The 12,956-nt window shown below is 53.7% G+C and carries 14 protein-coding genes; 11 read left to right on the top strand and 3 right to left on the bottom strand.

Annotated features, from left to right (window positions below):
* Window positions 1-49: 49 nt before the first annotated feature.
* The 5 genes from lolC (at window position 50) to cobB (ending at window position 5,037) form a co-directional block, all read left to right on the top strand.
* On the top strand, window positions 50-1,252 hold the full coding sequence (gene lolC, locus GZ59_RS13380) for a lipoprotein-releasing ABC transporter permease subunit LolC (protein ID WP_011093395.1): 1,203 nt from the start codon (window positions 50-52) through the stop codon (window positions 1,250-1,252).
* Window positions 1,245-1,952: a lipoprotein-releasing ABC transporter ATP-binding protein LolD gene (lolD, locus tag GZ59_RS13375; protein ID WP_005970460.1), complete on the top strand. Its 708-nt coding sequence runs from the start codon at window positions 1,245-1,247 to the stop codon at window positions 1,950-1,952. The genes lolC and lolD overlap by 8 nt, the downstream gene beginning before the upstream one ends.
* On the top strand, window positions 1,949-3,196 hold the full coding sequence (gene lolE / locus GZ59_RS13370) for a lipoprotein-releasing ABC transporter permease subunit LolE (protein WP_011093396.1): 1,248 nt from the start codon (window positions 1,949-1,951) through the stop codon (window positions 3,194-3,196). The genes lolD and lolE overlap by 4 nt, the downstream gene beginning before the upstream one ends.
* Window positions 3,197-3,280: 84 nt before the next feature.
* A complete protein-coding gene (nagK, locus tag GZ59_RS13365) occupies window positions 3,281-4,195 on the top strand; it encodes an N-acetylglucosamine kinase (protein ID WP_011093397.1) in 915 nt (304 codons plus the stop codon).
* An 11-nt stretch (window positions 4,196-4,206) separates the two neighbouring features.
* Window positions 4,207-5,037 carry a Sir2 family NAD+-dependent deacetylase gene (gene cobB, locus GZ59_RS13360; protein ID WP_011093398.1) on the top strand — a complete coding sequence of 277 codons (831 nt, stop codon included), beginning with the start codon at window positions 4,207-4,209 and terminating at the stop codon, window positions 5,035-5,037.
* 22 nt (window positions 5,038-5,059) lie between these two features.
* On the opposite strand, the gene GZ59_RS23005 is transcribed toward cobB, so the two are convergent.
* Together GZ59_RS23005 and GZ59_RS13355 are read right to left on the bottom strand one after the other, a co-directional pair.
* Window positions 5,060-5,311 (bottom strand): hypothetical protein, encoded by a 252-nt coding sequence (locus GZ59_RS23005; protein WP_071598503.1) that lies wholly within the window; start codon window positions 5,309-5,311, stop codon window positions 5,060-5,062.
* A 198-nt stretch (window positions 5,312-5,509) separates the two neighbouring features.
* The gene (locus GZ59_RS13355; protein WP_011093400.1) at window positions 5,510-6,226 is read right to left on the bottom strand and encodes a Crp/Fnr family transcriptional regulator; all 717 of its coding nucleotides are present in this window, start codon (window positions 6,224-6,226) and stop codon (window positions 5,510-5,512) included.
* A gap of 116 nt (window positions 6,227-6,342) precedes the next feature.
* Between GZ59_RS13355 and GZ59_RS13350 the strand changes: the two genes are divergently transcribed.
* The 6 genes from GZ59_RS13350 (at window position 6,343) to GZ59_RS13325 (ending at window position 10,916) form a co-directional block, all read left to right on the top strand.
* On the top strand, window positions 6,343-6,684 hold the full coding sequence (locus GZ59_RS13350; protein WP_011093401.1) for a cupin domain-containing protein: 342 nt from the start codon (window positions 6,343-6,345) through the stop codon (window positions 6,682-6,684).
* A 38-nt stretch (window positions 6,685-6,722) separates the two neighbouring features.
* Window positions 6,723-7,487 carry a class I SAM-dependent methyltransferase gene (locus GZ59_RS13345; protein WP_011093402.1) on the top strand — a complete coding sequence of 255 codons (765 nt, stop codon included), beginning with the start codon at window positions 6,723-6,725 and terminating at the stop codon, window positions 7,485-7,487.
* Between the two features lie 168 nt (window positions 7,488-7,655).
* Entirely contained in the window at window positions 7,656-8,693 is a 1,038-nt protein-coding gene (gene btuC / locus GZ59_RS13340; protein WP_039292407.1) for a vitamin B12 ABC transporter permease BtuC, read from the top strand.
* A 52-nt stretch (window positions 8,694-8,745) separates the two neighbouring features.
* Complete coding sequence (locus GZ59_RS13335; RefSeq protein ID WP_039292405.1) at window positions 8,746-9,297, top strand: glutathione peroxidase; 552 nt, start codon at window positions 8,746-8,748, stop codon at window positions 9,295-9,297.
* Window positions 9,298-10,074, top strand: a complete 777-nt coding sequence (gene btuD, locus GZ59_RS13330; protein ID WP_039292403.1) for a vitamin B12 ABC transporter ATP-binding protein BtuD — start codon at window positions 9,298-9,300, stop codon at window positions 10,072-10,074. It begins immediately after the preceding gene.
* 347 nt (window positions 10,075-10,421) lie between these two features.
* Complete coding sequence (locus GZ59_RS13325) at window positions 10,422-10,916, top strand: NlpC/P60 family protein (RefSeq protein WP_080641342.1); 495 nt, start codon at window positions 10,422-10,424, stop codon at window positions 10,914-10,916.
* A 108-nt stretch (window positions 10,917-11,024) separates the two neighbouring features.
* On the opposite strand, the gene edd is transcribed toward GZ59_RS13325, so the two are convergent.
* Window positions 11,025-12,866 (bottom strand): phosphogluconate dehydratase, encoded by a 1,842-nt coding sequence (edd, locus tag GZ59_RS13320; RefSeq protein ID WP_039292401.1) that lies wholly within the window; start codon window positions 12,864-12,866, stop codon window positions 11,025-11,027.
* Between the last annotated feature and the right edge of the window lie 90 nt (window positions 12,867-12,956).

The raw sequence follows: 12,956 nt of genomic DNA, 5'->3' as shown, positions 1-12,956 counted from the left end.
TTATTATCCTTGATCACTTTGCTTTGGCAACCTTATCCAGACGGATTTCATGTATCAACCTGTCGCTTTATTTATTGGCCTACGTTATATGCGTGGGCGTGCATCAGACCGCTTCGGCCGGTTTGTCTCCTGGTTATCCGCCATTGGCATCACGCTGGGCGTGATGGCGCTGGTCACCGTGCTTTCCGTCATGAACGGCTTCGAGCGCGAACTGGAAGGCAACATTCTGGGCGTGATGCCTCAGGCGGTGATCTCTACGCCGCAAGGTTCGCTGAACCCCGTGCTGATTCCTGCTTCCTCCCTCGATTCGCTGGAAGGCGTGACGCGTGTTGCGCCGCTGACGACGGGCGATGTGGTGCTGCAAAGCGCTCGCAGCGTCGCCGTTGGCGTGATGTTGGGGATTGACCCTGACGAGAAGGAACCGCTGTCACGCTATCTGGTCAACGTCAAACAGCAGCAGCTTCAACCCGGTCAGTATCAGGCCATTTTGGGTGAGAAACTGGCCGAGCAACTGGGTGTGAATACGGGCGATCAGGTACGCATGATGGTAACGAGCGCTAGCCAACTGACGCCGATGGGGCGTATTCCTAGCCAACGTATCTTCACCGTTGCCGGAACCTTTGCCGCCAACAGCGAAGTAGATAGCTACCAACTGTTGGTGAACCAACAGGATGCTTCGCGCCTGATGCGCTATCCGGCGAACCACATTACCGGTTGGCGTTTGTGGCTGGAAAAGCCGCTGTCGGTTGATACGTTGAGTACGCAAACGCTGCCGGAAGGCACGGTCTGGAAAGACTGGCGCGAGCGTAAAGGTGAGCTGTTTCAGGCCGTGCGCATGGAGAAAAACATGATGGGGCTGTTGCTCAGCCTGATCGTTGCTGTGGCCGCGTTCAATATTATTACCTCGCTGGGTTTACTGGTGATGGAAAAACAGGGAGAAGTCGCCATTCTGCAAACGCAGGGGCTGACTCAACGTCAGGTGATGGCGGTGTTTATGGTGCAGGGGGGCAGCGCTGGCATTGTTGGCGCGTTGTTAGGGGCATTGCTGGGGGCATTATTGGCCAGCCAACTGAATACGCTGATGCCAGTGCTGGGCGTATTACTGGATGGTGCCGCGTTGCCGGTGGATATTGATCCCATGCAGGTGGTGACTATCGCCATTTCCGCGATGGTGATTGCCCTCTTATCGACACTTTACCCATCATGGCGCGCTGCCACCGTTCAACCCGCTGAGGCTTTACGTTATGAGTGATTTATCATTATTGCAGTGTACTAATTTGTCCAAGCGTTATCAGGACGGCAAGCTGTCTACCGACGTGCTGCGCGATGTCTCTTTTGAGATGAGCAGCGGTGAGATGATGGCGATAGTCGGGAGTTCTGGCTCGGGCAAAAGTACGCTGCTGCATGTGCTGGGTGGATTAGATACGCCAACATCAGGCGAGGTTATCTTTAAAGGCCAACCGTTGAGTACGCTATCGGCGGCAGCAAAAGCAGATTTGCGCAATCGTGAACTGGGTTTTATTTATCAATTCCACCATCTGCTGCCGGATTTCACTGCGCTGGAAAACGTGGCGATGCCGTTGCTGATTGGCAAAGTACCGACTTCACAGGCGCAGGATAAAGCACGCGAAATGCTGGCGGCTGTCGGGCTGGAAGCGCGTAGCCACCACCGTTCGTCGGAGCTGTCCGGCGGTGAGCGACAACGTGTCGCTATTGCCAGAGCCTTGGTTAACAGCCCGTCGCTGGTGCTGGCGGATGAACCGACCGGTAATCTCGATCAGCGTACGGCAGATACCATCTTTGAACTACTGGGAGAACTGAACGTTCGGCAGGGGACTGCTTTTCTGGTGGTGACGCATGACCTGCAATTGGCTGGTCGACTGAACCGCCAACTGGAAATGCGCGACGGTCAATTGCAGCAGGAACTGACCCTGATGGGAGCGCGGCAATGACCTTTCCTCCGCTCTCGTTGCAGATTGGCCTGCGATTTAGCCGTGGCCGTCGGCGTGGCGGCATGGTTTCACTGATTTCAGTCATTTCGACGCTGGGTATCGCTCTCGGCGTGGCGGTGTTGATTCTCGGCCTGAGTGCGATGAATGGGTTTGAGCGTGAACTGAATAATCGCATTCTTGCGGTGGTGCCACATGGCGAGATCGAGCCAGTTAATCAGCCTTTTGATGGTTGGCAAGACTTCCTGCCTACCATCGAGCAGGTGCCCGGCGTCGCTGCCGCCGCGCCTTATATCAATTTCACCGGGCTGCTAGAGAGCGGCGCTAAACTTCAGGCTATTCAGGTAAAAGGCGTCGATCCGCAGCAGGAAACACACCTCAGTGCGTTGCCCAACTATGTTCTCAATGATGCCTGGCAGCGGTTTCGCCCAGGTGAGCAGCAGGTCATTATCGGTCAAGGCGTGGCAAAAACGCTGAATGTTGCTCAAGGGGATTGGGTCACGGTGATGATCCCTAACAGCGATCCGGAAATGAAGCTGATGCAGCCTAAACGCATCCGACTCCACGTCAGCGGTATTTTGCAACTGAGTGGTCAGCTCGATCATAGCTTAGCGCTGATTCCGCTTGCGGATGCCCAGCAGTATCTGGATATGGGGCAGAGCGTGACGGGGATCGCCATCAAGGCCAACGACGTGTTCTCTGCCAATAAACTGGTGCGCGATGCAGGCAAAGCGACGAATCTCTATGTCCATATTCGCAGTTGGATTGGCACCTATGGTTATATGTATCGGGACATCCAGATGGTGAGAACTATCATGTATCTGGCGATGATCCTGGTGATCGGCGTGGCCTGTTTTAATATTGTTTCAACGCTGGTGATGGCGGTGAAAGACAAAAGTAGTGATATCGCGGTTCTACGTACGCTGGGCGCGTCAGATGGGCTGATTCGGGCTATCTTTATTTGGTACGGGCTATTGGCTGGGCTGTTGGGCAGTGTGATAGGGGCTGTGGTCGGCGTGATCGCGACCTTGCAACTGACGCCGATGATTCGCGGTATTGAAGCACTCATCGGCCATAAGCTGCTGTCCGGCGATATCTATTTTATCGATTTCCTGCCGTCGGAATTGCATCTGATGGATGTGTTTATCGTGTTAGGAACGTCGCTAGTGTTGAGTCTGATTGCCAGCTGGTATCCGGCGCGACGTGCTAGCAGGATTGATCCAGCCCGCGTGTTGAGCGGACAGTAAGCCGAGATAACGTACATGCGGCTTGAGAGATGACGGGGATATTCCCTATCGTGTGGCAATGCGATCACACCCTAAGGAGCAGTCATGTACTACGGTTTTGACATGGGCGGCACGAAAATTGAGCTGGGCGTGTTCGACGCTGAGTTGAATAAGGTGTGGCAAAAGCGGGTGCCGACCCCGCGCAATAATTATGATGATCTGCTCGCTATGCTGATCGATCTGGTGCATGAAGCCGACGCACAGGTTGGCGTGCAGGGGAGCGTGGGTATTGGCGTACCGGGCATCCAGACGGGAGATGAGGGGGCGTTATTCACCGCTAACCTGCCTGCGACGATGGGAAAACCGCTGCGGATTGACTTGTCACAGCGCTTGCAGCGCGATGTTCGCATTAGCAACGACGCCAACTGCTTTGTACTGTCGGAAGCTTGGGATGCAGAGTTTCGTTCCTATCCTGTCGTGTTGGGGCTGATTTTGGGCACAGGACTGGGTGGTGGACTAGTGATTAACGGACGCCCGGTGGACGGGCGCAACGGTATCGCGGGTGAGTTCGGTCATCTCCGCCTGCCGTCCGACGCGTTGGATATCATCGGCGTGGATATTCCCCGCGTGAAATGCGGCTGTGGGCAATTCGGCTGTATCGAAAACTATATTTCCGGTCGCGGTTTTGAATGGTTATACGAACATTTGTATGGCGAAGCCCTGCCAGCGGTAACCATCATCCGGCACTACCGTGGTGGAGAAGAGAAAGCGCTAGAGTTTGTCGATCGTTTTATGGATTTACTGGCGGCTTGTCTGGGTAATCTGCTGACCCTGTTCGACCCGCATTTGTTAGTATTGGGCGGCGGCCTGTCTAATTTTGACGAAATTTATCAAATTTTGCCGACGCGTCTTCCTTCGCGACTTTTACCAATTGCGAAACTGCCACGTATAGAGAAAGCGCGTCATGGCGATGCGGGCGGCGTACGTGGCGCGGCGTTGCTACACTTAATGGATAACTAGCTGGAGAAAGTATGTATACGCGTCAACGATTAGGGCGTTTTCACAAGGGAAAGCGTATGCGGCAACAGCGTCTTCGGGCGCGTATTTTCCATCGTGATTATCTGGCCGCAAGCGAAGTGAAAAAGCCGCGCGTTGTGGTATTGACGGGCGCAGGCATTTCAGCAGAATCGGGTATTCGTACCTTTCGCGCAGCCGATGGCCTGTGGGAAGAACACCGCGTTGAGGATGTCGCAACACCTGAAGGTTTTCAGCGCAACCCCGAACTGGTGCAGGAATTTTATAACGCCCGTCGTCGTCAGCTACAGCAGCCGGAAATTGTGCCCAATGCCGCGCATCTGGCGTTGGCGAATCTGGAAGCGATGCTGGAAGACAATTTTCAACTGATCACACAGAATATCGATAACCTACATGAACGTGCTGGCAGCCAGCGCGTCATTCATATGCACGGTGAACTACTGAAGATACGCTGTAGCCAAAGTGGACAGATTTTTGAGTGGAGGGACGATCTCGCCGTCGGTGAACGCTGCCACTGTTGCCAATTTCCCGCGCCGTTACGCCCGCATATTGTATGGTTTGGTGAAATGCCGTTGCACATGGACAAGATTTACCATGCGCTGTCGCAGGCGGATTACTTTATCGCGATTGGTACGTCCGGGCACGTCTATCCCGCCGCTGGCTTTGTCCATGAAGCCCACTCGCACGGTGCCTACACGCTGGAACTGAATCTGGAACCCAGTCAGGTAGAAAGCCAGTTTGATGAAAAAATTTACGGCCCTGCCAGCACCGTAGTGCCCGAGTTTGTCAGTGCCTGGCTGACGCGTGGCAAAAGCATTACGTTTTAAGCGCCAGCAAAAAGTGAAAGCGTCATGAATCGTGTGAGGATGACGCTTTCTCTTGTCGATCGTTGCTGTAGCAACATTCGTCAAGCTGATCGAATGGCAACATGGCGGCGTGATTAAAGAAACAATATTCGCTCTCGCTACAGCGAGCATGGACTGCGGTTTCTGTCGGCACGGCCGTCTGCGGATGCGGCGGCTGTTGGCCGTTATTGCGTGACAGTGCATGGAATGACCGCGCTCCATGAAGAGATAAGGTTCGTCGGAGAAAGCCTAGCATAGCGTTACCCTCACGGTATCTCATCACGATGTTAATGAGATACTTATGTTAATGAGAGCTATTCTCATCAATGTAAGCTAAGCGTAGTTGATAATCCGGTGATGGGGGAATGACAATTGTCAAAATGTATATCCAATGTTGTTCTATAGCACCGCTATGCTTCATCTTACAAAGCCTTAGCATAATCAGTTATCCCCGTCAGAATGTCCTTCTTGCCTCGGCAGCCAGTTCTTTCAGATAATTCAGATCGCACAATTCCACCTGATGGCCCCGATAGGTAATGTGACCTTGCCGCTTCCAGTCGGACATCAATCGACTCAATGTTTCACCGCGCATCCCCAATGACGTGGCGAGCTGTCCCCGGCTCACCGGCAATGTCAGATGCTGAGTTTGCTGAATGTGGTGTTGCCGCAATAGGTAATCCGCCAGACGCTGTGGCGCAGAGCTGGAGGTCAGCCAGTCGATTTGGTTGATCGTTGAGTAGAGCTTTTTGCCCAGATAATTCAGCAAACGCAGCGCCAACTCAGGACGTTGCAAACAAAACTGATGAATATCCTGCCGCGGAATCATCAGCGTGTGGCCATCGCTTAGCGCACGGATATTCATCGGGAAACGGCCGTGATCCATAAAGACGGCGGCAATCGCGACAAACTCACCACGTTCAAACTGCCCGAAAATTTTCTCGTCTCCACCATAGGTATGGCGAAAAGCCTGCAATTTTCCCGTTTCAACCAGCAAACAGTGCTGCATTTTGTCGCCTTCGCGAAACAGAACATCATCCTGCCGGAAAAACAGGCGCTCGCTTTTTGCCAATAACTCGCACACCACGTCGCTGGGTTCACCGCGCATCCAGTCATGCTGAAACAGCACTTCGCCGTATTCATCGGGTGATAGTGCCTTTTTGACAAATGTCATTTGCCCTCCCAGAGGCTGGTATTACCATCAAACTAGTAAATGAAAATAATAATCACTTGCATGAATTCAGCAAGCAAAATCACGGCACGCTGAATCGAAAATAGCGGAGCGTTTCCATGAAAGAAAATACCCTTCCGGCGGCACAGGCGCTGGTTCTCCATGAATTGATTACCCCAACCGAACACGGTATCGCCAGTCGCGTACTGGCCCGTACCGACGGCGGCAATGTCACGCTATTTGCCTTCGACCAAGGACAGGGGTTGAGCGAACACAGTGCGCCTTATGATGCACTGGTTATGGTACTTGAAGGTGAATTATTGCTGACGATCGGGGGGGAACCCGTCGTCGCACAGCCCGGCACGCTGGTGCGTATGCCTGCCAATATCCCTCACGCCGTCGATGCGCAGCAGTCGTCACGTATGTTGCTGACCATGTTGAAGACGCTGAAAGCTCAGTAAACGGCAACTGCGATAACACCGAATGAAGGAGTGACAGTATGAGCGATCATGAAGCAGGACATAAATTCTTAGCCCGATTGGGGAAAAAACGCCTGCGCCCCGGCGGCAGAAAGGCAACCGAGTGGCTACTGAGTCAGGCGGCGTTCCGGCAGGACAGCGTGGTGCTGGAAGTGGCCTGCAATATGGGCACCACTGCGATGGAAATCGCGCGTCGCTTTGGCTGCAAGGTCATCGGCGCTGACATGGATAAAGCGGCACTACAGAAGGCGCAGGAAAATGTGGCGGCGAACGGTCTGGCCTCACAGGTCACGATTATGCAGGCGAATGCGCTGGAACTGCCGTTTCCCGATAATCACTTTGACGTGGTGATTAATGAAGCCATGCTGACCATGTATGCCGATAAGGCCAAGAGTCGCATTATTGCCGAGTATTATCGCGTGCTGAAGCCGGGCGGTCGCCTCATTACCCACGATATCATGCTGCTTTCCGAGAAGGATACTGGAGCGTTGCAGGCGGTGGAACAGATGCATAAAGCGATCAACGTACACGCTCAGCCGATGCTGCGTGAACGCTGGGTTACGCTGTTTCAGGAATGTGGTTTTAGCAAGGTCAACTATGATAACGGCGCGATGACGCTGCTGACGCCACAAGGGCTGATTTATGATGAAGGCGTGGCCGGTGCGGCGCGTATCGTAAAAAATGCGCTGAAAAAAGAAAATCGCAGCATGTTCTTCAACATGTTTCATACCTTCCGCCGCAATCGGAACCAGCTTAACTATATTGCCGTGTGCAGCACCAAGTAATGACAGTATGCGGCGCTACGTCCTTTTGACGTGTAGCGGCAACAAGGAAAAAGCGTGTAAGGCAGGCGAAATCGTTTAACATACGTGACAACGTTTAGAGATGCCCCAAGCGGTAGAACCGTTAGGGAATATGCTCTTATTGCGCTGGATTCCTTGTTACGGTGAACAATGCAGCCATTACTGCCGGGTGATATCCCGCTAAAACACGCGATGCAGTTACCCCATTACAGCCAGCTAAAACAACAGCAGTGCAGACGCGATCGTCGGAGTCTGGCGCTGCTATTGGCGTTTCTTGTGCTCACGCTGGTTGTCAGCTTGTGCGCGGGGGAACGCTGGATTTGGCCGACGGCCTGGCTGGATGATGCTCAGCAACTCTTTGTCTGGCAACTGCGGTTACCCAGAACGCTGGCCGTGATGCTAGTAGGCGCTAGTCTGGCTATGTCAGGCACTGTCATGCAGGCCGTCTTTGATAATCCGTTGGCTGAACCGGGGCTGTTGGGTGTGGCGAACGGTGCAGGCGTAGCCTTGGTGCTAACGGTACTGCTGGGGCAGGGACTTTTACCTGTCTGGGTGTTAAGCCTGAGTGCGATTGCCGGTGCGCTACTGATTACCTTTCTGTTACTCCATTTTGCTCGCCGTCATATTTCCAATACCCGTTTACTACTCATCGGCATTGCGCTCGGGATTATCTGTAGCGCGGTGATGACCTGGGCGGTCTATTTCAGTACCAGTCTTGATTTACGCCAGTTGATGTACTGGATGATGGGCGGTTTCAGCGGCATTGATTGGCGACACGGCTGGCTGATGCTGGCGCTATTGCCGCTGCTGCTGTGGCTGAGCGGTCAGGGCACGGTGTTGAACGGGCTGACGCTGGGTGAGATTCAGGCGCGTCAGTTGGGCATCCCAGTTTACCGCTGGCGGACGGTTCTCGTGCTGGTTATGGGCGTACAGGTTGGGTTGAGCGTGGCGCTAGCCGGTATTATTGCGTTTATTGGATTGATTATTCCTCACATGTTGCGACTATGTGGACTGACCGATCAGCGTTATTTATTGACTGGATGTGCATTGGCTGGCGGTAGCGTTTTGCTGCTGGCGGATACGGTCGCACGCGTTGCGTTGAATTCAGCCGAGTTGCCGATAGGCGTGGTTACCGCTACGCTGGGATCGCCATGGTTTATCTGGCTGTTATTACGTAATCGACTCTAGCTCGTCTATATTGCTGACGCTGCTGATTTTTACCAACAAAAGGATCAAAACGATGAGCACTGAAATCTATGCTATTCCGCTGACCATCATCGACGGGAAAGCGACAACGTTCGAAGCGTTTAAAGGACAGGTTGCTTTAGTTGTCAACGTCGCATCGAAATGCGGCCTGACTAAACAATACGACGCGTTGGAAAAACTCTACGAAACCTATCGTGACAAAGGGTTGGTCGTGCTGGGATTCCCATCAAATGAATTTGCGGGGCAAGAACCGGGTTCAGAAGAAGAGATTCAAGAATTCTGCCGTGGGACGTTTGGCGTTCAGTTCCCGATGTTCAGCAAGATTGAAGTGAATGGCGAGAACCGCCACCCGCTGTATCAGCTGTTGATTCGCCAGCAACCCGAGGCCAACGGCACCTGGAAGAGTGATTTTTTTGCTCGTTTGGTAAACAAAGGCCGTAAGCCCAAGAATCCAGAAGATATTTTGTGGAACTTCGAGAAGTTTCTGGTCGATCGCGAAGGGCGCGTGATTGAGCGCTTTGCTCCGGATATGTCGCCTGACCATGACACTATCGTCAAAGCGATAGAAGCGGCGTTGGCAAAATAATTGACGCAGCAGACTTCCCCGGTATTGCAACTGCGGCAGGCTAGTGTCTTGCCGCGTTTGTCGCCAACGAATGCAGAGTGCCGTCCCGGTGAACTACTGCATATTATCGGCCCGAACGGCGCAGGAAAGAGCACCTTGCTGGCAAGAGCGGCTGGCTTATTGGCGGGTGAAGGCGAGGTCTATCTGGCTGGCACGCCGCTGTCGCAGTATACGGCAGCGGACCTAGCCGTGCGGCGCGCCTATCTGGCACAGCAGCAACCGCCATTGGCACTGATGCCAGTGTTTCAGTATTGGCAACGGCATCAACCGCCGCTGGCTCAGGAATACGCGGTTGAAAAGGTGGTGCATTTCTTGGCGGAACGCCTGATGCTAACCGATAAGCTGGCGCGCCCGCTTACGCAGTTGTCAGGCGGTGAGTGGCAGCGTGCTCGGCTGGTGGCGGCGTTATTGCAGATTTGGCCGACGACCAATCCGCACGCGCGTTTGCTGCTGCTGGACGAACCCACCAGCAGTCTGGATGTGGCTCAGCAGGTGGCACTGGATTCGCTACTGAGCGAACTCTGTCGCTTGGGGATTGCCGTCGTGGTTTGCGCACACGATCTCAACCACAGCGCCCACCATGCGGATCGCGTGTGGCTACTGTCGGCGGGCGTTCTGGTGGCACAGGGTGAAACGGAGGATGTCATGCTGCCGGAGGTGTTATCTCCTGTGTTCGGTGTTGCGTTTCAGCGGCACGTGGTCGATGGCAGAAATTGGATCACCACTCGCAGTGCCTAATTGCTGTCGCGAGAGAATCTGCGTCGCCAGAAAATAGGAAAAATCGCCTTTACTTGCCAGCCACCCCGATTAAACGCTAAATTAATCAATACTCATCATACTTCAAGTTGCATGTGCGTTGGCTGCGTTCACTCACCCGAATCACTTACTTATGTAAGCTCATCGGGATTCCTTCGCTTGCCGCGTTATTCAGCCTTATGGCCTCACCCCTTCGGGGTCAGCGCAAGCGCTGTTCAAAAACGCCTTGCCGTTTTTGTCCTGAAACTCGAATTATGTAGAGTCTATACTTGGCATTCTTCTCTGCCGCCGTCAGCCTGTGGCCTCGGCTGCTTTTATGGTAATCGCGCATGATACGTCTACGACCTGGTTTGGTTCTACGATATGGGTTGCTCCTCGCCAGCCTGATTTTGGTCGGCTGTAGCAGTAGTCGGCATAACAACCCGCCGCCGAATGCGCGTCTGAGCGATTCAATCATGGTGATGGTGCAGCTAAACGATCAACTGGGGCAATGGTACAGAACGCCTTATCGCTATGGCGGTCTGGATCGTAACGGCGTCGATTGTTCCGGTTTCGTCTACCTGACGTTTCGCGATAAGTTTGGCATGCAGTTGCCGCGCACGACGGAAGAACAAACCGAGCTGGGTGAGCGCGTTGACCGTGATAATCTGCTGCCGGGCGATTTGGTCTTTTTCAAAACGGGCAGTGGCAGCAGCGGGCTGCACGTCGGTATTTACGATAAAGACGACCAGTTTATTCACGCTTCCACCAGTCAGGGCGTCATCCGTTCGTCGCTGGATAACGTCTATTGGAAACGGGCTTACTGGCAGGCCCGCCGCATCTAATTCCATCCGATGTCACGCATCACACGCAAGTTGTCCCGTTATTCGCGATGACATCGACCAATCCTGGTTTGCACGTCTATTTGTGCTTAAAACGTGCGTAAAACGCTATTACGCAGATTCCTGTGGCGAATGTGCGTAACGGTTGGGGATCGCGCTGGCTCCCTGTTCTGCACCGGTAATGTTCTCGCGTAATGCGGTAAACAACTCTCGCCCCATACCCACGTGGGATGCGGATAAATCCGGTTGTTCGGGATGGCGCTGTGCCAGTTCGGTTTCATCGACCAACAGGCTGATTTCGCCGCTGATGCCGTCAACGCGGATCATATCGCCATCCTGGACTTTTGCCAGCAACCCTCCGACGTAAGCCTCCGGTGTGACATGGATAGCCGCAGGCACCTTGCCAGATGCGCCCGATAAGCGGCCATCCGTCACCAGCGCGACGTTGATGCCCCTGTCCATCAAGACGCCGAGTGGTGGCATTAGTTTGTGCAGTTCCGGCATGCCTATCGCCCTCGGTCCCTGATAACGCACGACAACGACGCAATCGTTGTCCAGTCGACCGGCTTTAAAGGCGGCATCGACATCATTCTGATCGTTGAAGACCACGGCGGGCGCTACGATGGTTTGTCTTTCACTCGGCACAGCAGAGGTTTTCATCACTGCGCGCCCCAGATTGCCGGAAAGCACCTTGGTGCCGCCGTGTTTGGCGAACGGGGCTTCCAGCGGGGCAATCACATCGGCATCCAGCGATACCTGTGGACCCTCGCGATAGACCAACTTACCCTCTTCGAGGAACGGTTCCTGGGTATAACGGTGTAGGCCAAAACCTGCCACGGTGTGAACATCTTCGTGCAGCAAGCCACCGCGCAGTAATTCCCGGACCAACAATGATACGCCGCCTGCGGCTTGAAAATAGTTGATGTCGCCAGGGCCGTTAGGGTAGATGCGACACAGCAGTGGCACGACTTCAGACAGTTCAGAAAAATCATCCCAGGTGACAGTAAAACCGGCCGCTTTCGCCATTGCCACCAGATGCATGGTGTGGTTAGTGGAGCCACCGGTTGCAAGCAGTGCGACAATACCGTTGACGATCACTTTTTCGTCCACCAACTTGCCGACAGGCAGATAATCTCCTGCACTTTCCGTCATTCGAGTGACCTGACGTGCAGCAGCTTCAGTTAACACATCACGCAGCGGAATATCCGGGTAGATAAAAGAGGATCCGGGCAGGTGCAGCCCCATGATCTCCATGACCATCTGGTTCGAATTGGCCGTACCGTAAAAGGTACAGGTACCGGCACCGTGGTAAGCGCTGGCCTCCGATTCCAGCAGCGCATCACGGCCTACTTTCCCTTCAGCATACAGTTGGCGGATACGCACTTTCTCTTTATTGGAAATGCCAGTGCGCATCGGACCTGCGGGCACAAAAACCGCAGGCAGGTGGCCAAAAGAGAGGGCGGCAATAAACAACCCGGGGACAATCTTGTCGCACACGCCTAAAAAGAGCGCGCCATCAAACATGTTGTGTGACAACCCGATCGCCGCTGACATCGCGATCAGATCTCGGCTGAACAGTGAAAGCTCCATGCCATCTTGCCCCTGTGTCACGCCGTCGCACATGGCGGGTACACCGCCTGCTACCTGGCCGACGGCACCGATGGCGTGCAACGCCTTTTTGATCAGTTCTGGGTAACGTTCGTAAGGTTGATGGGCAGAGAGCATGTCGTTATAGGACGTAATAATGCCGATGTTGCTTTTGATCATGTTCTTCAAATCGGCTTTATCTTCTGGCGAGCAAGCGGCAAAGCCGTGCGCCAGATTGCCGCAGGCAAGCTCGGAGCGGTGTACGGTTTTATTTTTGGCTAATGCAATCTGTGCCAGATAACGGCTACGTTCAGCCTGAGAACGAGACAGGATATTCTGGGTGACGCGTGCAACAATAGGATTCATGCTATGCCCCATGTGTTTAACATTGATGCTTTGCTTAATTAAAATTAGATGCCAATGACGTCGAAAGAAATAATCGGACTACTGTGGTTA

It is taken from the genome of Pectobacterium atrosepticum (assembly GCF_000740965.1).
Lineage (GTDB): Bacteria > Pseudomonadota > Gammaproteobacteria > Enterobacterales > Enterobacteriaceae > Pectobacterium > Pectobacterium atrosepticum.
The sequence above is the reverse complement of the archived record's forward strand: the minus strand, read 5'-3'. Positions and strand labels throughout refer to the sequence as shown.

Excerpts from the sequence above, each read along its gene's own strand:
- lolC (WP_011093395.1), top strand. The coding sequence starts at position 50 with ATGTATCAACCTGTCGCTTTATTTATTGGCCTACGTTATATGCGTGGG.
- lolD (WP_005970460.1), top strand. The coding sequence starts at position 1,245 with ATGAGTGATTTATCATTATTGCAGTGTACTAATTTGTCCAAGCGTTAT.
- lolE (WP_011093396.1), top strand. The coding sequence starts at position 1,949 with ATGACCTTTCCTCCGCTCTCGTTGCAGATTGGCCTGCGATTTAGCCGT.
- nagK (WP_011093397.1), top strand. The coding sequence starts at position 3,281 with ATGTACTACGGTTTTGACATGGGCGGCACGAAAATTGAGCTGGGCGTG.
- cobB (WP_011093398.1), top strand. The coding sequence starts at position 4,207 with ATGTATACGCGTCAACGATTAGGGCGTTTTCACAAGGGAAAGCGTATG.
- GZ59_RS23005 (WP_071598503.1), bottom strand. The coding sequence starts at position 5,311 with ATGCTAGGCTTTCTCCGACGAACCTTATCTCTTCATGGAGCGCGGTCA.
- GZ59_RS13355 (WP_011093400.1), bottom strand. The coding sequence starts at position 6,226 with ATGACATTTGTCAAAAAGGCACTATCACCCGATGAATACGGCGAAGTG.
- GZ59_RS13350 (WP_011093401.1), top strand. The coding sequence starts at position 6,343 with ATGAAAGAAAATACCCTTCCGGCGGCACAGGCGCTGGTTCTCCATGAA.
- GZ59_RS13345 (WP_011093402.1), top strand. The coding sequence starts at position 6,723 with ATGAGCGATCATGAAGCAGGACATAAATTCTTAGCCCGATTGGGGAAA.
- btuC (WP_039292407.1), top strand. The coding sequence starts at position 7,656 with ATGCAGCCATTACTGCCGGGTGATATCCCGCTAAAACACGCGATGCAG.
- GZ59_RS13335 (WP_039292405.1), top strand. The coding sequence starts at position 8,746 with ATGAGCACTGAAATCTATGCTATTCCGCTGACCATCATCGACGGGAAA.
- GZ59_RS13325 (WP_080641342.1), top strand. The coding sequence starts at position 10,422 with ATGATACGTCTACGACCTGGTTTGGTTCTACGATATGGGTTGCTCCTC.
- edd (WP_039292401.1), bottom strand. The coding sequence starts at position 12,866 with ATGAATCCTATTGTTGCACGCGTCACCCAGAATATCCTGTCTCGTTCT.